Annotated in this window: 21 protein-coding genes and 1 pseudogene; all 22 read right to left on the reverse strand. The window is 67.4% G+C overall.

Annotation, left to right across the window (positions count from 1 at the left end):
• Positions 1 to 466: 466 nt before the first annotated feature.
• Positions 467 to 1,681: a cytochrome P450 gene (locus AB0E67_RS34375; protein WP_362034510.1), complete on the reverse strand. Its 1,215-nt coding sequence runs from the start codon at positions 1,679 to 1,681 to the stop codon at positions 467 to 469.
• Between the two features lie 539 nt (positions 1,682 to 2,220).
• Positions 2,221 to 3,528, reverse strand: a complete 1,308-nt coding sequence (locus tag AB0E67_RS34380) for a cytochrome P450 (protein WP_362034512.1) — start codon at positions 3,526 to 3,528, stop codon at positions 2,221 to 2,223.
• A gap of 42 nt (positions 3,529 to 3,570) precedes the next feature.
• Complete coding sequence (locus AB0E67_RS34385; protein WP_362034513.1) at positions 3,571 to 4,425, reverse strand: class I SAM-dependent methyltransferase; 855 nt, start codon at positions 4,423 to 4,425, stop codon at positions 3,571 to 3,573.
• Positions 4,419 to 5,237, reverse strand: a complete 819-nt coding sequence (locus tag AB0E67_RS34390) for an alpha/beta hydrolase (RefSeq protein ID WP_362034515.1) — start codon at positions 5,235 to 5,237, stop codon at positions 4,419 to 4,421. The genes AB0E67_RS34385 and AB0E67_RS34390 overlap by 7 nt, the downstream gene beginning before the upstream one ends.
• Positions 5,234 to 5,872, reverse strand: coding sequence for a LysR substrate-binding domain-containing protein (locus AB0E67_RS34395; protein WP_362034517.1), 639 nt, complete (start codon positions 5,870 to 5,872; stop codon positions 5,234 to 5,236). The genes AB0E67_RS34390 and AB0E67_RS34395 overlap by 4 nt, the downstream gene beginning before the upstream one ends.
• On the reverse strand, positions 5,865 to 6,605 hold the full coding sequence (locus AB0E67_RS34400) for a DUF6182 family protein (protein WP_362034519.1): 741 nt from the start codon (positions 6,603 to 6,605) through the stop codon (positions 5,865 to 5,867). Before AB0E67_RS34400 ends, AB0E67_RS34395 begins: the two co-directional genes overlap by 8 nt.
• Positions 6,606 to 6,637: 32 nt before the next feature.
• Positions 6,638 to 7,792, reverse strand: coding sequence for a hypothetical protein (locus AB0E67_RS34405; RefSeq protein WP_362034520.1), 1,155 nt, complete (start codon positions 7,790 to 7,792; stop codon positions 6,638 to 6,640).
• On the reverse strand, positions 7,789 to 9,231 hold the full coding sequence (locus tag AB0E67_RS34410; protein WP_362034522.1) for a hypothetical protein: 1,443 nt from the start codon (positions 9,229 to 9,231) through the stop codon (positions 7,789 to 7,791). Before AB0E67_RS34410 ends, AB0E67_RS34405 begins: the two co-directional genes overlap by 4 nt.
• A gap of 1 nt (position 9,232) precedes the next feature.
• Positions 9,233 to 10,090 (reverse strand): SAM-dependent methyltransferase, encoded by an 858-nt coding sequence (locus AB0E67_RS34415; protein ID WP_362034524.1) that lies wholly within the window; start codon positions 10,088 to 10,090, stop codon positions 9,233 to 9,235.
• 161 nt (positions 10,091 to 10,251) lie between these two features.
• Positions 10,252 to 11,943 carry a GH3 auxin-responsive promoter family protein gene (locus AB0E67_RS34420; RefSeq protein WP_362034526.1) on the reverse strand — a complete coding sequence of 564 codons (1,692 nt, stop codon included), beginning with the start codon at positions 11,941 to 11,943 and terminating at the stop codon, positions 10,252 to 10,254.
• Positions 11,930 to 12,583: a hypothetical protein gene (locus AB0E67_RS34425; RefSeq protein ID WP_362034528.1), complete on the reverse strand. Its 654-nt coding sequence runs from the start codon at positions 12,581 to 12,583 to the stop codon at positions 11,930 to 11,932. The genes AB0E67_RS34420 and AB0E67_RS34425 overlap by 14 nt, the downstream gene beginning before the upstream one ends.
• 84 nt (positions 12,584 to 12,667) lie before the next feature.
• A complete protein-coding gene (locus tag AB0E67_RS34430) occupies positions 12,668 to 12,895 on the reverse strand; it encodes a hypothetical protein (protein WP_362034530.1) in 228 nt (75 codons plus the stop codon).
• A gap of 110 nt (positions 12,896 to 13,005) precedes the next feature.
• Positions 13,006 to 14,168 (reverse strand): annotated as a pseudogene (gene aroC / locus AB0E67_RS34435) (chorismate synthase).
• Between the two features lie 104 nt (positions 14,169 to 14,272).
• Positions 14,273 to 14,776, reverse strand: a complete 504-nt coding sequence (locus tag AB0E67_RS34440; protein WP_362034532.1) for a prephenate dehydrogenase dimerization domain-containing protein — start codon at positions 14,774 to 14,776, stop codon at positions 14,273 to 14,275.
• Entirely contained in the window at positions 14,770 to 15,159 is a 390-nt protein-coding gene (locus tag AB0E67_RS34445) for a prephenate dehydrogenase/arogenate dehydrogenase family protein (protein ID WP_362034534.1), read from the reverse strand. Before AB0E67_RS34445 ends, AB0E67_RS34440 begins: the two co-directional genes overlap by 7 nt.
• Positions 15,160 to 15,443: 284 nt before the next feature.
• Positions 15,444 to 16,673, reverse strand: a complete 1,230-nt coding sequence (locus AB0E67_RS34450; protein WP_362034536.1) for a 3-deoxy-7-phosphoheptulonate synthase — start codon at positions 16,671 to 16,673, stop codon at positions 15,444 to 15,446.
• 201 nt (positions 16,674 to 16,874) lie between these two features.
• Complete coding sequence (locus tag AB0E67_RS34455) at positions 16,875 to 17,276, reverse strand: hypothetical protein (protein WP_362034538.1); 402 nt, start codon at positions 17,274 to 17,276, stop codon at positions 16,875 to 16,877.
• A 142-nt stretch (positions 17,277 to 17,418) separates the two neighbouring features.
• Positions 17,419 to 18,453 carry a hypothetical protein gene (locus tag AB0E67_RS34460; protein WP_362034540.1) on the reverse strand — a complete coding sequence of 345 codons (1,035 nt, stop codon included), beginning with the start codon at positions 18,451 to 18,453 and terminating at the stop codon, positions 17,419 to 17,421.
• A 152-nt stretch (positions 18,454 to 18,605) separates the two neighbouring features.
• A complete protein-coding gene (locus tag AB0E67_RS34465) occupies positions 18,606 to 19,106 on the reverse strand; it encodes a hypothetical protein (RefSeq protein WP_362034542.1) in 501 nt (166 codons plus the stop codon).
• Positions 19,096 to 19,488 carry a carboxymuconolactone decarboxylase family protein gene (locus AB0E67_RS34470; RefSeq protein WP_362034544.1) on the reverse strand — a complete coding sequence of 131 codons (393 nt, stop codon included), beginning with the start codon at positions 19,486 to 19,488 and terminating at the stop codon, positions 19,096 to 19,098. The genes AB0E67_RS34465 and AB0E67_RS34470 overlap by 11 nt, the downstream gene beginning before the upstream one ends.
• A gap of 232 nt (positions 19,489 to 19,720) precedes the next feature.
• Entirely contained in the window at positions 19,721 to 20,233 is a 513-nt protein-coding gene (locus AB0E67_RS34475; protein WP_362034546.1) for an aromatic-ring-hydroxylating dioxygenase subunit beta, read from the reverse strand.
• The gene (locus AB0E67_RS34480) at positions 20,233 to 21,549 is read right to left on the reverse strand and encodes an aromatic ring-hydroxylating dioxygenase subunit alpha (protein WP_362034547.1); all 1,317 of its coding nucleotides are present in this window, start codon (positions 21,547 to 21,549) and stop codon (positions 20,233 to 20,235) included. Before AB0E67_RS34480 ends, AB0E67_RS34475 begins: the two co-directional genes overlap by 1 nt.
• Positions 21,550 to 22,052: the final 503 nt, after the last annotated feature.

Consider the following 22,052-nt stretch of genomic DNA (forward strand, 5'->3'; position numbering starts at 1 on the left):
CCCGGCCCCGCCGGCCACCGGGCTGCCCTCACGCACCCGATCCACCGGGAACGTCCCGCTTCGCGGGACGTTCCCGAAAACCAGCGCCACCCCAGAGAACCGACCTGACAGGGTTGACGAAACAGATAGGGGCACCCCCCGGATCATCAAGGACAGGGGCAACGAGTCATACCGGCCCCGGAAGCCACGAGCCCGAACCGGGCTCTACGAGGAAGGTAATGGGCGACCGCCACGCAGCCCTCGACCTTCTTCAGGTCGATGATGACCAGTTGCGATCCTCAGTCACCCCACAGTATGACCACCAAGCCCTGCTTTGACTCCGGACTGCCGGAGTCACCGCCGTTGCGATCCTCAGTCGCCCCGCGGGCGACCGCCACTCCAGCAGCCCGACGAGCAACGGCATCCACGCCCCCACAGAAGCGGTGACACGACAGCCCACCACTCGGATCAGTAGGTAGGCCGGCCGTCACCAGGTGACATCCATGGAATGTATGCCGTAGATGAGCGAGTCTTTCTTGAAGGGCAGGTCCTCCACCGGACGCGCCGTACGGAGCGTGGGAATACGCGCGAACAAGGTGCTGTAGACGATATCCAACTCCAGGCGGGCGAGGTTGTGGCCGATGCACTGATGTATGCCGAAGCCGAAGGCGAGGTGGCCGTGCGGTTCGCGGTGAAGGTCGAGCGTGTGCGGATCACTGAAGATTTCGGGGTCGTGGTTGGCGGCGGCGGTCGAGGCGACGATGCCTTCGCCTGCCCGGATGCGGATGCCCGCGATCTCGATGTCGTGGAGCGCTACACGGCAGGTGATCTGATCGGAAACGCTGAAATAGCGCAGCAGTTCTTCGACACCCTTGGGCATCAAGGCTGCATCGGCGGTCAGGGCCGCGCGCTGTCCGGGCTCCTTGAGGAGCGCCGCGACGCCGAGCGAGATCATGTTTGCCGTGGTCTCGAAGCCGGCGATCAGCAGGAGGGTCGCCAGCCCGCCGAGGATGCCCGGATCATATATGCCCTGCTCTCTGGCTCGCGCCGCCATTCTGCTGATGAGAGTGTCCTGCGGCCGGGCTGCCTGGATGGCCACCAAGTCGTATAAGTAGTCGCGGATTTCACCGATGGCCCGAGCCCGTTCCTCCTGCGTGCTCGTACGCTCCATGAATGTCATGGTGCGCTGCTGAAAGAGCTCCCGATCGTGATACGGGACGCCGAGCAGTTCGCAGATGGTGAGCGAGGGGACCGGCAGGGAGAGCGTGGTGACGAGGTCCGCATGGCGGGTAGGGGAGGCGAGCATGGAATCAATGCAATGGTCGACGATCTGCTGGATTCGGGGGCGCAGGCTTCGAATCCGCCGCAGGGTGAACTCGCGGGTGAGCAGCGACCGGTAGATGGAGTGCTCCGGTGGGTCCATGGCAAGCAGGCCTCCCTTCATCCTGCGGGAGGCTTCCTTAAGGCCGGGAACGTATTCGGGGAAGCCCGGGTGCTGACGGTCGTTGCTGACGCGAGGGTCGGCGAGCACTTTGCGTACGTCGCTGTGGCGGGTGAGAAGCCAGGCCGTTGTGCCATCGGGGAACGCTATCCGGGCGGCGGGGCGCTCCGAGCGCAGGCTCGCGTACTGCTCGGGCGGCGCAAACGGGCACGCATTCCGGATGATCGGGAAGGTCAGGGACTGATCGGTGTGATCGGACACGACGGTGCGCTCTCCCTCGGGATCGGAAGCCGGCATCTGTGAGCGAAGAAGGTGATGCGCCGACGGCCGAATTCACGCCGCCGATTTGAGGGACGTTACCGTGCCTCAGACGCTGTTGTCCTTCGGATCTTGAGCTGTGTTCGTCGAACGGGCGTTTCTCGATCGGGCGATCGCTGTCGGCTGCGGCCATGAGAACAGACCGGTGAGCGAGGCAATCACACTCCCGGGCACCGGAGTTGGACGACACCACCGTGGTCACGCAAGTCTGAAACAACAGGGCCTCCTGCACGATTCGGCTTCGCAACCCTCGTGCTCCACCGGAGGCCCTGTCTTCATGCGCCCACCCGGCCAAGATCACCCACCCAGGAATCATGTTCGACCAAAACCGACCTCACGATCGAATGGAATACGGCTGCTCAACACCAATCACCAGACCCAATGCCCAGTACGCGAAGGGCCCCATGAGCAAGTCAAGAGCGAGCGCCTTCGTCCGGTCCTCCCCCTCCGTTCCCGTTTCACCCTCGTGGTGTCACCAGAAGCTAAAGGCTGCTGGGGTGCGGCAGGGAGCTCTTCGCCTCCCGGATACGGGTAACCGGCACGATCCGGAGCTGCCAGCGGGCGGCGAGGGCGACGGTCATCGTGGTTGCCGCGAGGTGCTCCCCGATGCAGCGGTGCGGCCCGATGCCCCAGGGGAAGTAGGCGCCGCGCGGAAGGTCCTGGCCGGTAACGGACTCGGTGCGCTCCGGATCGAAGAGGCGTGGGTTCGCGTAGGTGTCCCGGTTACGGTGCATGGCCCGCGGGCTGTAGCCGATTTCGGAGCCGGCCGGGATGAGGGTGCCGGCGAGGACGACCTCGTGCCGGGCCCGCCGGGTGAACAGCATCGGTGCGTGCAGCGGCAGCGTCTCGTCGATGACCTTCCGGGTGTAGGAGAGCTTCCGCACGCGGTTGTAGGTGAGTGGCTGCCCGTCCAGGACGAGACAGGCCTCTTCGTGCAGCCGCCGCTGCACCTTGGGCCGGATGGCTGTCTCGAAGACGGCCCAGGTCAACGAGGTGCTGGTGGTTTCGAGGCCGGCGAAGAACATGATGAGGAACTCACTGCGGATCTCCTCGTCGCTGTAGGGCCGGTCCGACTCCGGGTGGACCGCCTTCAACAGGGCGTCCAGTACGTCGGGTACGGCGACGTGGTTGGCCCGTCGTTCCTGGACCAGCCCGTCGATGACGGCGTAGAAGCGGTCCACCGCGGCTTTGAAGCGCCGTTTGCCCGCAGTGGGCAGGCGCGTCAGAGCCTTCGGGAAGACGGTCCCTGTGATCAGCTTGCGCGAAATCATGTAGAGGGTCTGCCGGATGTCGCGTACGACGGGCCGGCTCAGGTCCGCGCTGAGCAGGGAGCGCAGTACCACCGCGGCGACGAGGTCCGACATCTCCTCGTCCGCCGCCGCCTCCGGTACGCCGGGCTGCCAGGCGGCGAAGCGCTGTTCGGCCTCGTCGACGATGTCCTGGGTGTAGTTGCGCACGCTGGTGCGGCTGAAGGCCGGTTTGATGGTGCGCCGCTGGTGTTGGTGGTGTGGACCGTTGGAGGCGATCAGTGGATTCCCGAAGTGTCCGGCGAGGGCTTCGAAGAAGCGGCTGCGCTCGAAGGTGTCGGTGTCCATCTGGATGCGGTGGACCAGGGCCGGATCGTTGGCCAGATGGAGGGCGATGGGCCCGAACCCGACGCGTACCAGCGGTTCGGGGGTCCTGGTGGACTCGAAGAAGGACAGCGGCCTCCGTAGCAGCGCGGGCACATGGTCCAGGACGGGGACCCGCCCGGGTGCCGGCGGGCACGGGGCTGCGAGGGTCACTGACATGGGTTGTGCTCCTCGTCGGTGTCTGGCTGGTGGACTGCGCGGTCAGGGATGGGTGGCGGGCACGGTGCCGACGGCCAGTGCGTTGCCCTCGCTGATGTATCCGTCGGGATCGTCGAGCGGGTGGGCGGAGCCGGCCGGGTCGGCGAAGCGCTGCCATGCGCCGCTCAGGCCGAGTGCCAGGGCCTGTCCGGCCAGTTGTGCGCAGGCGGCCTTGTAGAAGTCCTGGGCGGCGGGGGTAAGCGGTGCGTGGTGTTCGATCAGGAGCGTCTGCTGGCGTACGTCGGTGAGGTGGGCGCGTTTGAGGTGGCGGTAGAGCTCGCGGGTGCGCAGGAGCTGACGGGCGTATCCGGGTTGGGCGCCCGCGGTGCGGAAGAAGTCGACGAAGAGATAGGGGTCCGCGGGCCGGGCGGTGATCAGGTGGGCGTCCAGGTCCTTGATGGCGATGGTGCCGCCGGGGCGTACGACGCGTCTCAACTCCTTGAGGGCGGCGGCCAGTTCCTGGTCATCGAAATACTGCACGGTGTTGGCGCACCAGGCGATGTCGAAGGTGTTGTCCGGGTAGGGCAGGTTGAGGAGGTTTGCCGTGCGGATGTCCGTGGGGCAGGGCAGCCGCCAGGCCTTGGCACGGTCCGCGGCGAGCGCGGCGTTCTCCTCGGCCAGGTCGACGGCGCTGATCCGGCCCTGGCCGCCGACGAGCGCGGCGAGGTGCGGCAGGAAGTCACCGGTGCCGCAGCCCGCGTCGAGGACATGCTGTCCGACGCGGATGCCGGCCTGGCCGAGCAGGTGCAGATAGGGCTCTTCGCAGGCGCGGAAGTGCGTGTCGACGATGGTGTGATGGGTGAAGCCGAGGCCGGTGGAGGAGGTGTAGCCCCAGTCTTTGTGGTCTTTCGTCAGCATGCCGGGGCTCCGGTCCCGACGCCGGTGGTGGCGTCGACTTCGTCGAGGAGTCCGCACAGTGCGCGAGTGACCTCTTCGGGGGCTTCCAGGGGTTGCAGATGTCCGGCGTCGGCAAGGGTGATGAGGCGTCCCTGCGGCAGGCTGTCCGCGACATGCCGGGAGTCCGGCGGGGCGACCAGCGCGTCCTGCGCGCCGGCGATCACCACGGCGGGTATCCGGGCACCGCGCAGCACGTCGGTGGAGTCGGGTCGCGCCGCGATCGCCCGCTGGGCCCAGGCCAGGGCCGCGGGGTCGGAGGCGTGGGCGTCGGCCAGGACTCGGTCGAGCAGCTCGGGGCGCTCGGTGCGGGTGGTATCGCCGAGCAGCAGCGGGGTGACGTGCTCCACGAGCGCCGGGTGGCGTGCCGGGTCCTGGACCATTTCGGCGAACTGGAGCCTGTGGGCCACATCTTCGGGGCTGTCGGCGGTGGCGCGGGCGGACAAGAGGGCGAGTCCCGCGACCCGGTCGGGGAAGCGGCGCAGAAACGCCATGGCCGTGTAGCCGCCCATGGACGATCCGGCCAGGACCGCCCGGTCCATGCCGTGCTCGTCGAGCGTGCGGGCCAGGTCGTCGGCGACGGCGTCGAGGCAGGGCGGGCCGTCGCCGAGCGGGACCTGACCGAAGCCGCGCTGGTCGACGGCGAGGACCCGGTGCCCCCGTGTGCGCAGGGCGTGTTCCTGTGTTTCCCACATCGAGGCGTTCAGGGACAGGGCATGCAGCAGGACGACAGGGGTGCGGCGCGGGGTGGGGGGCGGGGGACGATGCGCGGTCACCGGGAGGCCTCCGTCTCAGCCGTGGTGATGAAGTCCCGTACATGGTCGGGAGCTTCGCTGCCGCGGAGCCATGCGAGGGTGACGGGGGCGGGCGGCAGGTCGTGGATCGGCACGACCCTGATGCCGGGCGGGGCAATGTCGGCGAGGGAGATCAGCGAGATGTGGATGGCGTCGCCGACGGCGACCAGGCGCATCATCTCGGGGAAGGTGGCGACACGGCGGTTGCGGCGAATGGGGCGCCCGGCGGGGGTGCGGAGCGGTACGACGTCGTCCCAGACGTGGGTGGGGAAGGTGCCGGGCGGGGCGAAGGCGTCGTAGTCGGCGAGCTCTTCGATGGAGACCGACTCGCGAATGGCGAGCGGGTGTTGGGGGCCGACGGCCACGGCGCGGGCATCCTGGGTGAGGACCCGGCTGGTGACCAGGTCGGGTTCATTGATGCCGAACTTCACGATCATTACGTCGAGTTCGCCCGCGCGGATGCCTCGGAACGGGTCGGCGATGTCGTACTCGCTCAGCCGTACGGTGGCTTCGTCGCGGCCGGCGAGGCGGATGATGCGGGCGGCCACCTCGGTGGATCCGTGGTAGCCGAACCGGACGGTCCGGGTATCGGCGGCGGTCAGGGCCTGCTCAGGCAACGGGGACCTCCTCGGTCAGGGCGACGGCCGCTTTCAGCCGGCCGGGAAGGTGCTTTTCGGTGGTGACGCGCACGCGGGCCAGGCGCGCGGATACCCCGACGATGCGGGGCACCTGGTGCAGGACCAGGTGATCGCCGGGGGCGATGAGGCCGTCCAGGACGGCTTCGGCCAGCACATGGTTGGTGTCGATCAGGGCCTGCGAAATGGTGCATCCGGCGGTGGCGACGTACAGGCCGCGGCGGGCTCGGGGGCGCAGGGGCGGGCTGTGTCCGTCCGTTATCTCGACGAGGGTGTCCGGCCGGGCCGGCAGCCCGGCCTGCCCTTGGAAGAGCTTCAGGAGCCTGCGCAGCGAGGACGTCTGGGCGGCGGGCCCCGGTGTGGTCCACGCCGCGGACTGGTCGTCGGCCATGTGCGCGAAGGTGAACCGTTCCCGCAACTGTGCTGGGTTGCCCGCGAGGAAGACGGTACGGGTGAAGGACGTACGCCAGTCGGCTGCGTGCTCCGGTTGGATGCCGAGGGCGAAGACGCAGGTGTCGCGCACCCACCTGGCGAGGTCGAAGTTCCTGAGCACCACCGTGGCCAGGGTCCCCGGATCGTCTTCGGCGGCGATGTCGTCCTGGGCGGCGGCCAGTCCGTCGTAGGAGGTCAGGTCGTGCCGGGCGAGGAGGTCGGGCCGGGCGGTGCGGATACGTGTCGCGGCCTGTTCCTGCAGGCTCCGCTGAATCGGTGTCACGGGGGTCGGCGTCTTGGCGGGCACCGTTGTCGTCACAGGAACACCGTCCGCAGCAGGTCGGCGGCCGGGGCGGTGCGGCGCTTGCCCAGGAGGTGGGAGGTCAGCCGGTACGGGTCGACGTACACGTGGTCCTTGCGGTGCCGTGCCAGCCGGTCCTCGAGCAAGTCCCTGTCCGGTGTCGGTCCGGCCGCGGACAGGAGGCGTGCGGCCCGCTTGACGCACTGCAGCAGCAGATCAGAGCGGAACGACTGCTGCCGGCCGGGGCCGAGCACGGCGATGAAGTACAGGCGCATGCCCAGGCGTACGGCGTCCTCGTCGTACTGTGCGCGAGCAGCGTCCAGGAGTGCCCCGGCGTGCAGGTCCTGCCAGCCGCCGTGGCGTGCCGAGCGGATCTGGCCCTCGATGGGCACCCGGCCCACCGCGACGCGCCGCACGCTCGGGCCGAGCGCCGTCAGGACGCGCTCCAGCTGCTGGTAGTCGGGGTCGAGTTCGCTGTCGTAGAGGAGTACCACTTCGTCGAAGTCGGGGGCGAGCGGAACGAGTTCCCGCAGGGCGCAGGCCAGGTAGTTGGGGCGGCCGTCGAAGGTGACCAGTTGGCGCAGGGGCAGTCCGAAGCGGGTGAGGTCCAGGTAGACGGGGCCGCCCACATCGCGGTGGTCCAGGCACGTGCCGAGAGCGGTGAGCCGCTCGAGGGCGGCTTCAAGGCACAGGCCGGGCGGCTGATGCTGCAAGAGCCCCGGGTCGTGCAGGCGGAGAGCCCTGTAGTGCCGGGACCACAGCTGCAGGATGCGGGTGCTCACCGGGTGCACCCAGCCCTGCTCGACCGCTTCGGCGTACGGGCGCAGCGCCTGCGCTGGTGCGCGCTCGGCCGCGCGGAAGGCGACATACAGTTGGCCGATCCGGTCCTCGGTGAAGCCGGTGTAGTCGGTGTCGCCACGGGTGCGGTCGAGGAACTCCCAAAAGCCCAGGGTCTGTTCGGTGGGGTGGTAGGTGGTGTGGCTGTAGCGGTAGGTGACGTCAGCTAGCGGGCGGGTGGCCCGGTACATCACGTCCGTCCACAGCAGTCCCTTGAGGTGGCTCGGGGTGAGCGGCTTGGACGGGGTGATGGTGATGGGCGCCAGGAGGACCCGGTGCCGGTCCGCCGTGTCCGGCCGTGGGCGATGCCCCCTCACGGTAAGGGTCGTCATGCGTGGTTCCTTTCCGCCACGATGACCCGGCGTACGAGCTCGTCCCGCCCGGGTGCCGGGGGCGGCTCGGGAGCGGCGGGGGCCTGCTGGACGCGGGCGAGGAACTTGTCGTCGCGGAAGAGTTCCGCGGGAGTGGACAGGGTCATGAGCATGCGGGTGAGCCCGCGCCAGACGGTGCCGTCGCTGCGGGCCGCGGACACGATCTCCTCAGTGGTGGGCAGACCGCCGCCGGGGCGGGGTACGGCCGGAGCGGGGGTGTTGTTGACGGCGGCGCGCCAGCGGGCGATGCGGAGTTGGTCGGATGCCGCGGACTGCTGGTACCAGGGCAGGAACAGCTCGTGGGTCATGCGGGCGGCGGCCTGGCGCTGCGCGATGTCGATGTCAGGTTGCCCGGCGAGCAGGTCCGCGAGCTTGAAGGCGTGGTCGAGGGCGAGCGACATGCCCCGGCCGAAGAGCGGGTTGGTGATGCAAGCGGCGTCGCCGACCTGGAAGAGGCCCGGGACCGGGCTCTGTTCGGGGCCGGCCGGCCCCCACAGCGTGTTGGGCGGGCTGGAGATCACCCGCACCGGGGAGATGGGTGAGCTGACGCTGTCCTCCAGCCAGGGCGCGATGCCCGGGGTGGCGCGGGCAGCCGCGGTGAACCCGGGGCCGGTGCGCAGGCCGTGCAGCGCACGGTCGCCCGGCAGGGAGGCCAGGGCAATGGAGAAGGTGTGGTTGTCCCCGGGGTGCAGCACGCCCGCGTAGTGGCCGAAGACGTCGCCGACGCCGTGGCCGCGGTTGAGCGGCCCGGGCAGGGTATTACCCTTGAGGCGGTAGAAGCGGGCGTGGCCGGCCAGGCCGGACGGGCTGATGAGGTCGGTGGCCACGGGGATGCCGGCGTACCGCAGCCAGCGGCGGGACAGCGCTCGACGTCCGGTCGCGTCCACCACGATGTCGGCGGGGAGGCGTTCGCCCTTGCCGGTGATGAGAGCCCGCACCCGCCGTCCCTGGGGAGCGAGTTCGATGCCTGCGACGGTGGTGTCGTGCCGGATGGTGACGCCGGCCAGGTCGCCGACCGTGCGGTGCAGCAGGAGTTCCAGGCTGGAGCGCCTGATGCCGAGGGCGACCAGTTCGCTGTCTTTGGCCTCCCGGGCACTGTCGATGGCGTCGGCGCGCAGGGCCTGGGTGAGGTCGAGGGTGAGTGCGCCCGCGGCCCGGGCAGCGGCCAGGACCTGCGGGGCCCGCTCGCGCAGGACGCGTACGCCGAGGGAGGTGAGGGTGTGCGAGTGCAGGCCCTGGGGCACGGTCGGGCGCTCCCACCGGGAGGTGGCCTCGTCCATGGAGCACGTGGGCGGTTGCGGGGCACGTTCGAGGACCAGGACGCGGTAGCCGATGCCGGACAGGGCGAGCGCGCTCGCCAGGCCGGCGACGCTGCCGCCGGCGATGACTGCGGTGGGCATGTCAGCACCGCCTCCCGTGCACGAAGAAGACGCGGCGCACCTCGCGCTCGTCGCGCGGGGGCACCGGGTCGGGCCAGCGCCCGAAGTCGGCGCCCTCCTCGCCGGGCTGGGTCGCAGCCACGTCGAAGCCGTAGCGGGCGAAGAGTTCCTCCGGCTCGTCCGTTCCGAACAGCCAGGGGCAGCCCCAGCCGGCGAAGACGTCGAGCAGGCCGCGCATCTCGGGCAGGGTCAGGGCGGCGGAATTGACGATGTCGGCGGCGATGCGGCTGCCGGGGGCAGAGATCGCGGCGACCCGCTCCAGGATGCGGTGGGTGTCGGGCTCGGGGATGTAGTAGAGGAGACCTTCGAGCAGCCAGGTGGCGGGGACGGTGGGGTCGTAGCCCGCGGCCTTCAGGTCGGCCTCCCAGTCGGGCGAGGTGAGGTCGACGGCGACCTTGCGGTGGTCGGTGCGCGGTTTGGCCGCCCCCAGCTGCTCCTCCTTGTACGCGAGTACGGCCGGCCGGTCGACCTCGAACCAGCGCACCCGGCCCGGCCAGTTCAGGCGGTAGGCGCGGGAGTCCATGCCGGCCGGGGCCAGCACGATCTGGGTGGTTGCCGGGTCCTTGGCGGCTTCCTGGAGGTAGTCGTCGAAGAACCGGGTGCGGATCGCGTTGTAGTCGGGGGTGCTCGGCAGGGTGCGCTCGCGGCCGGTCGGGAAGGTGGCGTGCCGCACTTCGGCGAGCAGTTCTGGGCCGATGCCCCCGGCGAGGGAGGCGGCGTGCGGGTCCTCGTACAGGCGGTCCGGGCGCTGGGTCTCGGCGGCGCGCAGGGCTGCCGTGAGCAGCGCGGTGCGCTCCACGGCATCCAGTGGTGTGGTCATGTCTGTCTCAGTCCTCGGGTTCGATGGGTGCCTCGCCCAAGACCGGCTCGTCGCCGGCCCCGGCCGGAAAGGGGTACCAGGTCCCGTCGTCACGTTCTTGCCGTCGCCCGGAGAAGGGCCGGGCCGGCGTCGCGTGGCAGGCGGGAAGGCGATGGCAGGACCTACACCGGGCCGTCCGGGACCTGGCCGGTCAGCCGGGCCCACTGCTGCGGGTCCTGCCTGAAGAGCCGGTCCTTGACCTGGGTGGGCCTGATGCCGCTCTCGACCTGGGCCTGCCAGTCGCGCAGGAAGGCCTCGGGGTCCATGCGCAGCAGTGCCGGTGCCGACAGCCGGCCGTGGGTGCGTGCCGTGCGGTAGCCGTCGGATTCCTGGTGCAGGGCCTCGTCCAGGCGGGCGGTGAACCGGTCGGACTCGTCCTGGCTCCACGAGGTGCGCTCGGCGACGGCGAATTCGTAGCCCGCGGACTGGCCGGGGGATGCGGTGACCCGGCAGGCGACGTTGCGCAGTTCGAGACCGGTGGCGTCGAGCGCGCTGTGCAGGGCTCTGATCACCTGGGCGTCGCGCAGCCGCTCGCCGGCGTGGTCGGAGCGGTTTCCGCGGCCGGCGTACTCGAGGCGGGGGACGCCGTCTTGGTGGTCGACGACGCGTACGACATCACCGACCGCGTAGCGGTAGAGGCCGCCGACGTGGCTGAACACCACGTGGTAGTCGCGGTCCGGCTCCAGCTGGTGCGGCTGGAGGGTGACGGTGTCGGGGCCCAGGTCCTCCTCGGCGTCGGCGAACTCGTAGACGGAGGCGTTCACCACCAGACTGCCGGCCGAGCGATGCCGGTCCAGGGCGACACCGATCGGGCCTTCGGAGGCGGCCACCGGGGCGGGCAGGGCAGTCACTCCGGCGCCGAACTCCTCGCGCAGCCGCGGCAGATACAGCGAGGCGAGACCGGTGGTCCAGCAGAACAGGGCGCGCATGTTCGGCCAGATGTGGGCCGGGCGTACGGTGTCGTGGCGGTCGGCGAGGTGCTCGAGCTCGGCGGCGCGGGCGGGGTTGGGCGTGCAGTGCGCAAGCCCGCCGAGGGTGCCGTCGCGGACCTCCTTGACGATGCGGGACCACCACAGGTTCAACTGGTAGGGCAGGGCCGCGACCATCGCCGGGTTGATGCCGATGACGCAGCGGACGTCGCTCTCCACCGCGAGGCGCAGCCGCAGATACATCTTCTGTGCGTGCTGATCCGCCGCGAGGGGCACGGGCAGCGTCGCCCAGGGGGCGCCGGTGCCGGGTTCCGCGGACAGCGGTTCCCCGAAGACGGTGCCGAAGTCGACCTGGCTGGCGCCGACATGGGGTCGCCCGGAGGCGGTGGTGGGCGGGGCCGCGAGGGGGTCGTGCTTGAGATTGAGGACGGCGCCGGGGTGGTCCAGGACGTCCGGGAAGTGCTCGATGAGCGGCGACCAGGCGGCGTAGTAGAAGGGGAAGAAGGTCGTGCGCATGAAGCGCGGGGTCACTGGGATCTTCTTGTGGGCGCCAGTGCTGCCGCTGCTGGTGAAGAACACCGCGGGACGGTCGGCGCTCAGCACGTTCGGCTCGCCGCTCGCGGCCCGCTCGATCCACGGCTCGAGATCCGCGTACGTCTGTACGGGGACGGCCTTGCGGTAGTCGTCGAGGGTGCGGATACGGCCGAAGCCGTGCTGCTTGCCGTACCGTGTACCGGCATTGAACTCCAGCAGATCATTCAGCACCCGCCGCTGGTGGCCGGGCGGGTCGGTGAACGCGTTCCGCAGCACCTGCTGTTCGGCGAATACGCGGTCACGGTATCGCCGCAGCCGGTCGGGGTCTGCCCAGGCTTCAGCCGAACTCATGGGTGAGCACCTCTCGTATCGCCGCCGTGGTGGTCTCCGGACGGTCCTGTTGCTCGATCACGGTCACCGGCAGGCCCTGGATCTCGTCCTGCATGACCTTGGCCAGATCCCTCTGGTAGCGCCGAAAGCTGTCCCAGGCCAGCTGCGGCCCGTAGTACTCCAGGAGGTTGAGATCGGCCCCTTGCCGGCTGCGCCGCCAGGTCGTTTCGGGCGGGACGTCGAGATAGATCACCCGGCGCGGCTGGGGAAAGCTGCGCCACCAGGCGAACAGGGGGCTGTCCGGGGCGCCGAACAGACGGCACTTGGCCAGCAGCTTGTAGTAGTAGGAGTCGACGACGACGGGGGTGGCGGCGTCGGTGCGCAGCAGTTGGTCGCGCAGGTGGACGACGGCGGTCTGCAGGAGCGTGGCGAAGAACTCCGGGGACCAGGCGCTGCGGTGCGGTGCCACCTCCTTGACGACGTTGCGGCGCAGTCGGCCGATGAGGGCGTGCTCGGGGGCGAGATGGGTGTCGTCCACGGACAGGAGCTGCCACTGGGGTGCGGTTCGGGCCAGCTGGTCCAGGGCCGAGGACTTGCCTGCGTAGTCGGGGCCGAGCAGGACGCAGAAGGGAGGCGGTGAGAGAGCTGTCTGTCGCGTCATGCTTGTGTCACCTCCCATGCGTTGAGGGCGGCTTGAACAGCCTCTGCTGTTGCGGGTGGACAGCCGGTCGCGGCCGCGCCGCGTTCAGGCCGGTGCACTTGGCCTCCTCCTCGTGTCCGTCGGCAGATGGACAATCCGTTGCCCCGCCAGAAGCGCACCGGTGTCGGCATCGAGGACCGCGCCGCCGCCCCGGGCGAAGGCCCCCTCGTGCTCCGTGAGCGCGGTGGCAACGGCCGCCTTCTCCAGCGCCCACAAGTGCGCCTCGCTCTGGATGACGAAAAGGCCCTCGATGATCTGGCCCCGCGCGGCCACGATGTCCGCGCCGGCACCCCCAGAACGCGCACTCCAGCCGCTCCGCGAGCAGCTCGCCCGCCGTCGGCTTGCCGGCCCATTCGGCCCGACGAGGAGGACCTCCGGCGCGCTCACCGGATCTGCAGATGGTCGAGGCAGGACTGCACGTTGCGGCGGGCCTCGGCCACACTGTTTCCCTGACTGCGTCCGCAAGGACCAGGGCCACCATGGCCTCGGCGATGCTGTCGGCGGCGGGGACCGCAGTGACGTCGGAGCGCTGGTGATGGGCGTGTGCGGCCTCGCCGGTGGCGACGTCTGCCGTCCTCGGAGCACGCGGCACCGTCGCGAGCGGCCTCATCGCCGCGCGTACGCACGGCAGTTCACCGGTGGTCAGGCCGCCGTCGGTACCGCCCGCACGCCCGCAGACCCGATGGATACCCTCAGATGTGTTCACGATCTCGTCGTGCGCCTGGGAGCCTGGAACCCGCGCCCGCTCGAACCCGTCGCCGATCTCGACGCCCTTGATGGCCTGGATCGCCATGAGCGCACCGGCCAGGCGGGCGTTGAGCTCACGGTCCCAGTGCCCGTGCGAACCGAGGCCCACGGGTGCACCGTGGGCGAGCACCTCGATGACGCCACCGAGGGTGTCACCGTCCTTGTGGGCCTGGTCGGCCTCGGCGACCATCGCCTCCGGCGCGTCCGCGTTCAGGCAGCGCAGCGGATCCGCGTCCAGCTTCTCGACGTCAGCAGGCGTCGGATACACACCCTGCAGGGCCTTCACAGAGCACAGTTCGACAACGTGCGAGACGATCGCGATCCCGACGGTCTCCTTCAGGTACGACCGTGCGATCGCGCCGAGCGCGACACGGGCCGCGGTCTCCCGCGCCAAGGCACGCTCCAGGACCGGCCGCGCGTCGTCGAACCCGTGCTCTTGCATCCCCGCCAGGTCCGCGTGACCGGGTCGCGGCCGCGTCAACGGCGCGTTCCGGGCCAGATCCTTAAGCGTCTCCGGGTCGGCCGCCATGACCTGCTCCCACTTCGGCCACTCGGTGTCGCCCACCCTCACCGCGACCGGGGAACCCGGACTCAGCCCGTGCCAGACCCCGCCCAGGAAGGTGACCTCGTCCCGCTCGAACTTCATCCGCGCACCGCGCCCAAACCCCAGGCGCCTGCGAGCCAGATGGTCCGCCACCATCTCCGTGGTGATCGGAACGCCGACGGGAAGCCCCTCCAGCGCCGCCACACGTGCGAGTCCGTGCGACTCCCCCGCCGTCGGCCAGCGCAACCTGCTCAACAGTGCTCCTCATGCTCGCGTGCTCACAAAGGGCTCGTTCCGCCAAGGGCTCCTGCCTCAGTGGTGGGGTCGGGGCTCAGGGCGCCGCCCAGTGCGTCGATCTCTCACTCGGCCCCCCAGCCTGCGCGGGGCAAGCTCCGTCGAACCTCACGTTCGGCGGACGCAGGAATGGCAACTGACACCGTCGGGGTCTCCTCACCGGCCGCGTGCAGCGTGACATCGTCCGACGTGACATCGAAGTCGTGGGGAACGAACAGCGTCCGTGCGAGATCACCTGGCTCATTGCCGACCTCGACAGTGATCAGCACACGGTCGGTGAGCGGGCTGTTCCTGCGCGACTGGGTGTCGGCCCATCCTGCTGGAGCACCGTTCGCGATCCGGATCGTGTCCCGGAGTCCCTGCCCGGCAAGACGTGCCACGTCGTTGGAACTGTCGACCAGACGCGCCGCCATCGGGGGAGCCATGACATGCGGTGCGTGGGAAGTCAGCGCGACCTCGTTGTCGTGCGTTTCATCCGACACCAGCACCGGGGTTGCGTCGCACATGGCTATCAGCTCGAGCTCCCGTTCGAGGGTCTCCTGTGATGTCTCCGGCACTGGTGTCAGCACCCATGCTGGCCCGTGAGCAATCCTGCGCGTGCGGCGAGCGGGCCGGATCTCTCCCGTCCGGCCAGCGGGTGCCCACTGATGCAGGAGGCCGGGCTGGGAGCATGACGTAAGCCTGCCGCCACAGGCCCCGCCTTCACACTCACCACGTCCCTGTAGCTGCGGGCCAGGCCACGACGCTGTTCCTGCGCCAGGATCGTGCCGACGTGGCTCGGTGGGACGGCCAGGTCCACCGGTCCCTCGGGGTGCTCGAGGACGCCTGCCCCGAGTGCGGCGGCGGCCACGTCGGTGTCCCGCAGGTGCACGGTCACTCCGCGTCGGGCCGCCGCGAGTCCCACGGACGTGCCGATGAGCGCAGTGCCGACGATCGCCATGGTGCGGATCATTGATGACTCCTTGGTCTACCAGCTACCCGCCTACGCGCCCGAGCTCAACCCGGGTCGAGAAGGTCTGGTCAACGATGAAAGGCAACCCGGCCAACCTCGCCGCCCGCACCGCCAGCGAGCTCGCCGCCGCGGTGTAGAACCACCTCAAACCCATGCAATACCGCACCCTTCTGATCGACGGCTACCTCACCGGAACAGGTCTGTCTCCACCGCTACCGATCAGACCTTGATCGCAAAAGGTGTCCAGCGGCCGGTCGTCGTTCTGCGGGCGGTGGTCGCGTCGCTCAGCGATGCCAGGCCGACACGACTGCCACGGCCTGGTCGATGTTGAGGCGCGGGTCGCAGAGGGTGGTGTAGCGCAGTGAGTCGAGGAGGTCATCGAGACATGATTCGTCCGCCACGCATTCACCGACGTTCTCCGGCGTGGCTTCCAGGTGCAGCCCCCCTGCGACCACTTGCTCTGCGGCGGCCACCTCTTGGAAGAGCTCCACTTCGCGCGTGATGCTGGTCAGCAGGCGGGTCTTGCGGCCTAAGGGGCCGCGCTGAGTGTTGCCGTGCATCGGATCGCACAGCCAGATGACCGGATGCCCCGCGTCGCGGACAGTGGCCATCAACGGTGGCAGCCACTCTGCGACCCGATCCGCGCCCATCCGGGAGATGAGCGTCAGTCGGCCGGGCGTACGAGCCGGGTCCAGGACCGAACAGAGTTGAGTCAGCTCGGCGGGTGTCGTCGTCGGACCGACCTTGCAGGCCACCGGATTCTGGATCCGGGCCAGCAGTTGCACGTGGGCACCGTCCAGCTGGCGGGTGCGGTCCCCGATCCACGGCCAATGCGTGGAGGACAGCAGCAAGCCTTGCCGGCCCTGACGCAGCAGCGGCAGCTCATAGTCCAGCACGAGGGCCTCGTGACTCGTCCACACGGGTGCCGCGGTCGGCAGTCCCCAGGCGCCGCCGAGTCGGCGCAGGAATTCCGTTCCGGCGTGAGCGGCCCGGTAGCCGGTGAGCAGGCGCGCCGGATCCGGCTGGCGTAGCTGCGGATCGGGCTGCGGGTCGTTGACCAAGTGGCCGCGGAACGCCGGTAGCTCGAGCTCTCCGTGCCGCTCCAGGTCGGCGGAGCGGGGCTTAGCGAACTGACCCGCGATCCGACCCACCCGCACCACGGACAGGCCGGTTCGGGCTTGCATCGCCCCGGCCAGCACGTCGAGCATGCCGGCCTTGCGGCTGAGCACCTCGGGAACGCAATCCGCGGGGTCCTCGGCGCAGTCGCCCGCCTGCAGGATCTGCAGTCCGCCGGCCGCGACCTCGGCGAGGATCAGCCGCAGATGGCGTACCTCGTCCCAGATCACCATGCCAGGTAGGTCACTGAGTTCGCTGCTGAGTCGTTCAGCCAGACTGCGGTCCTTCCACCGCGGTTGCTGCTGGGCCGGCAGAGTGCGAAGCCATTGACCCTCGCGCTCCGCATCCGAAGTGAAATCGGTTTCATCTAACGGTGTGAGGGTGAGGGGCGTAGTCACGGATTTGATCCCCCGTATTGGAAGCTCGTCGCTAAGTTGCAGACATTCCGCCGATATCCAACCGGCACCTGGCCTGCTCCGGAAGGCGAAGGCGGATAACTACTCAGGTGAGCAGGAGGTCGCGCACCAGATCGATTGGAACGGTCATACCTCGCGCCAATCACCCGCTTCGAGGGGATCAGCCTGATCGATCCGGCATTCTCAATCGTAAGCGTTTCCAGCCATCTTACGCTTGAAGTCATCGCTATGTTCGACGTACTCGGTGATCGTTCCGTCCGGACTCATGGCGCGCAAGTTGTGCCCTGAAGGAACTACCTTGATATCGTCGATGATCTTGACCCCAGTCTGGATGAAGTATGCGCGCACGGCGTCCAGGTCATCCACCAAACAGGTCAACTTGGTAGCCTCGAACCGCGCAGTGTCAGTCTTGTCTCCTGCGATCAGGAGAAAACTTCCGATCCCTACGATATCGAGCCTAAACTCCTCGTAATAAAATTCGTGGTGCGGACGGTCCACTCCTTGGAGTGCCATGTAGAACTTTTTACATGCTTCGAGTTCCGTCTTTCGAAGGTATATCCTGTAAAAAGATTTGAGGATCTTCATGGCTACTCCCGACTCAAGCCATTGCTTGTTTCTTGTGTTGCATTTTACCGTCCTGACTGAGCACCGATACAGGGTAGAACTGATCGCCCTGGCTGACGCACGCCGAAGCCAGGTTCTTGTTTCCGTAGGCGCAGGTTCCCTACTACCGCCGCTCCGTCAGGAAATGATGCGCCTTACCGTTGAGGGTGAAGGTCATGTGCATTCCCGACCCTTCCGTGGCCGCTCCCCGCGAGACGGCGTATGGCATGTGCCACTGATATTTCAGGAGGGTTCCCTTTGACGAACAGAAATCAGACCCGTCATATCGCGAGACGTCACCGTAGTTATTGACGCCAAATCGACGGGGGTTTGAGATTATCCCTGGCATCACAGCCTCGCCGGCTGTTGTAAGTTCCTCTCGCGTCTCCAACTGCGCAATGGATTTCTCCGTTTCGGCTGCCTGTGCTTTGTAGTAGTCGCGAATCTGACTACCACTGCTTCGAACAACCACCTCGCCCGGAACAATCAGGTACATGAGATGATTTCCGAAGTGGAGGCTTGAGGCATACGAGGCGTTCTTCATCACGAGAAGGTTCTCACTGGACCTTTTGATAAATTCCGCTTTGACCATGTCGAGATGTGGACCGATCTTCTGGCCCGGCTCGACGGTCTCTCGAAGCTCCCAGGGCATGAGGCGCGGCGCTTCATCCTCGTCAACGAACGGCTTCTTCTCGGGGAGATACTGGTCCAGGTCAGCGGTCTGCAGTTGGAGCTCCGCTATCGCCTCCGCAATGCGGAACTGGTCTTTGCCCGTCTTCATGGTGCCCATCAATGCCTGGTGGAAGCGGAAGCACCTGTAGCCGTCCTGCATTGACATGGGGAAGGCTGTAAAAATCCCCTGGATGTTGGGATTCGACTTGTACGTGACGGACATCAACAGGAAGCCGTCGTAGTAATTGGGATACTCGTCGAGTACGACCCCCTGAAAGGATGAGATCGGAAATTCTTCCGGATCTTCAAACTGCCGCTCGATCAAATAACACTTCGAAAAGAGTGGGTTCTCGTCAAAATAGTGACCGACTGCGCCTCGAATATCGTCAAGCGAAAAAGGCTGCTCAACGCTATATGTTGAAAGCGCCGGGATGAATTCCATCACATTAAGGGGGCGCGAGAAGGACATCAGATTGATACGGATCATTTTGTCGACCATCGACAAAGGCATGCCTAATCACTCCGATAGACTGGTACGAGAGGTACTGGAAGGCGTTTCGGTCGGGGGTCCGGCAAAGTCGCGAAAAAATGACCGCCGTCGGTTCAATCAGCAGCTCGTCCGCGGTGCGGTGGCCCGGCCTAGTCCTCCCCTGGAGCGTGAAGTTGCTCCGCGTGCCAGGTGCACCCGTCGCCCGCCTGTTCGCATGACACCGTAACGTCGGGTTCCACGTAGCGGTCGGCGATGGCGGTGTGGAGTTTCTGGCAGTACCCGCACGGTGACTTGAACGTCAGGACGACGCCGGCGCGGGCAGCCTTTTTGCGGTACCGAAGGATCCCGCAGTCGGCGTTACGCAGGACAGTGCCCGAGGGCTGAGGCTCAATGGACACTGCCGAGTCGTACAGCAATAGCTGACGTTGCATCCGGCCCATGAAGTGATCGGTAGCCGATACCCCGTCGGGCCGTTGCGCTCGCAGCAAGTCCGCGGTGATGCGGGAGTTCGCCTCAATCCATCCGGCCAGGCCTTCTTCGCCGTGCTCTCCCAGGACGAACTCTTCTGCGGCCGCCTGGGCCTCGAAGTACCGCTGGCGCCACAGGTCGACCTTCTCCGCCGGGTCGAGAGGAGACGTTTCACTGGTCATGGTCCGCGTCCTTCCCGGTGACGTCGTCCAACTCGGCGAAGACCTCCTGGGCGACGCGCAGTCCGTTGTTGGCGACCGGCCAGCCGCCGTAGTAGGCGAGCTGAATGATGACTTCGACGATTTTCTCTCGCGACATCCCGAGGTTCAGGGAGGCACCGATGTGGCCCCGTAACTCCCAATCGGTCCGCGCCAGCGCGACCGCGGTCAGTGCGACCAGTTCGCGTTCCTCGAGGCTCAGTTGCGGGCGGGCCCAGATCTCACCGAACAAGTGGCCGACGGTGATCTGCAGGAACTCCGGGTAATTACCCGGGCGCGGTTCGCGGCCGAAGACCTCCTTGAAGAGGGCTTCACCCCGCTCGTGCCGGGCAGACGGCTGATTCATCGATCAACTCCTCCAAACATTCACATCAACGCGGACAGGCGACGAGCGCTCCGATCCGGGCGGGTCCGGCCCCGAACGTCGCCGCGTACACCAAGAGCACCGGGAGGATCAGTCCCAGCCCTGGCATGCACAGCCGTCGACGACACTGAGCACGTAGGCCTCGCGAGGGAGATCCGGCTTGGCTGCGGCGGCGGTTGGGAAGCCGCCGGGGCCGGCCGCTGTCATCGGCCCATCACAGGACGATGCTGATCTTGCCGTGCTCGTACAACGTCTCGTGGTCGAGCACCACGACCCGCCTCCGGATCCGGAACGACTCGCCCTCAGGGACGAGTTCGAACCGATATTTCCCGACGTACGCGTCGGAGCGCCCGTGCCCGAAACGGTATGCGACGACATTTGCCGCCACCTCAAGGTAGCTGCCCTCATCAGCCAGGATTTCCACGTTGCTGATCACGCGATTCGTTCGCGACCGAGGGTCCTCGCACCACACCTCACCATTAAGGATCTGCTCGATCCGCTGGCGAAGCCGGGCAGCATCGTCGTCGATGAGCTTGAGTGCGTCGGCCGACTCACTGCGGACGTCGGTAGCCGGCACCACGTAGCGGACGTCCTCGGTCAGCATCTCGTCGTACCACTCGATCAGACGCCACTCGTCGAGCAGCCGAGCCTCACGGAAAAGGAACTGGCTCACCCGGTGGCACAGCCTCACCTGGGCTGCGTCGTCGACTATCAGTTCGCTGGTCATTACTTTTCCGCCCCTCGCAACTCGACCTGGTGAGCGACCTCGAAGTGACCGTCGTCGCCGTGCATCATCCGGTCCCACTGCCGCCAGAATTCGCGGGCAGGAAGCTCGTCGGTCGTCTCGGGGATCTCCTTGTTCATACCGCGTGACAGATCCGAGTAGCGCACCGTGCGGTTGAGATAACCTCGCTGGCACGACTCGACGATCTCGATGTCGTCGGGAGTGGCAAAGCCAGCGGGACCGAGGAACGTCAGGTAGTGACTCTTGCGGAGTTCCCTGATCTCCGGATCTTCGTCCTTGGGAGCCAGCCCAACCGAGGTGATGGCCATCCGGTCGACGCCGACCGGGTCGATCTTGCGAATCGTGAGCGCAATCGCGTCGATGATCATCAAGTTGGGGAAGATCAACAACGCGCGATTCATGCCGGTGATCCGTTGGGCGCGTTCGGCGCCGAACTTGTCGGCGAAACGTGCGGCGGTCGCCTCCATTCGCGCCCGGAGCGCGGGATCGAACATCGGCGTCCAGTGGGCAAGCGGGCGGGCTGCGGCCGGCGGCAGCTCGTTGGCTCCATGACCCAGGCCGAGGGCGCGGCCGAAGCCACCTCGTCGTCGTGGTGGCACCGACCCGAGCGACTGCATGTAGCTGACGTAACGCTTGTGCAGTGCTCGGAAGTGGTAGATGTCGACGCTGTTCTCCATCATGAGCTTCCAATTGGCCTGAGCCCCGTGGAGTTGCGCGCCTTGGATCACCTCCATTCCGGTCTCGGACTGGTCGGCGACCAGATCGATGTACTCCGTGGCTCCCGCCAGGTACTCGGTCAGGGTGCGCGACTGTTCCGGATCGAAGGTGACGAAGACGAAACCGCGGTAACTGTCACTACGGTGCGTCGCCAGGCCGAAGTCCGCCTTCCGGAAGCCCGGCCCGTAACCGTCCGGAATCGGAACCCCGGTCAGGTCGCCCTTGTTGGAGAACGTCCAGTCGTGATAAGGGCACCGGAACGATTTGACCTGTCCGGCCGGCTGCGAGCAGAGCAGAGCCCCGCGGTGAGTGCAGCTGTTGGCGAACACCCGGATCACCCCGTCGGACCCATGCGCCATGATCACCGGGCGCCCGCCGACGTCGCGTGCCACGTAGGAGCCCGGCCCTGGCACCTCCGATTCGTGCCCGACGTACAACCAGCAGCGATCGAAGATCCTGGCCATCTCCCGTGCGGCCAGGTCGTCGTCGGTGTAGGCGCGGCGATCCACCCGGAACGAGAGGCGCTCTAAATCATCGACGACAATCGGATCGTCCACCAGCCGCTGCAGTTCGATCGTCACTACTCTCTCTTTCGCTGTAATTTCTGCACGGTTCTGACGACCACCTCGGCCGTGCGTGCGGCAGCAACACCGCACTCCGGCTGCGCGGCGCACACCCGGCCCCGACGTGTGTCTGACCACATGCATTAGTGCGGGGATGTAAAACCCAACCACCGGGGGCCGTTCACGACTCTGCAGCCCTCCTAAGTGGTGGATTGGAACCATAGGCAGGTTGTCAGATTGCCAAGTCGGCCGTACATAGGACTTAAGACCCATCGTCGGCTGTCGCTATGCTTCGACGCCCCGCCGACAGCCTCATAAGCACGGTATTTGCCGTCGACGGGCTGGCGGCCGAGCCCTGGGACGGGCTCCGGGATTAGCGCGACTGGAGGCAGCAGAAGGCGCAGGGGCGTTGCGTTCTCGGACGGTTACTGAGGTTGAACTCGCGATGTCGCCCTGCTTCCTCAGGTAGGTGTGGTCGTCAGGCCGGTCTCGGCGAGGCAGCCGTCTATGAGGTGGCTGCG

Origin of the sequence: Streptomyces sp. NPDC032161 (assembly GCF_040636995.1) — a bacterium.
Taxonomy (GTDB): Bacteria; Actinomycetota; Actinomycetes; order Streptomycetales; family Streptomycetaceae; genus Streptomyces.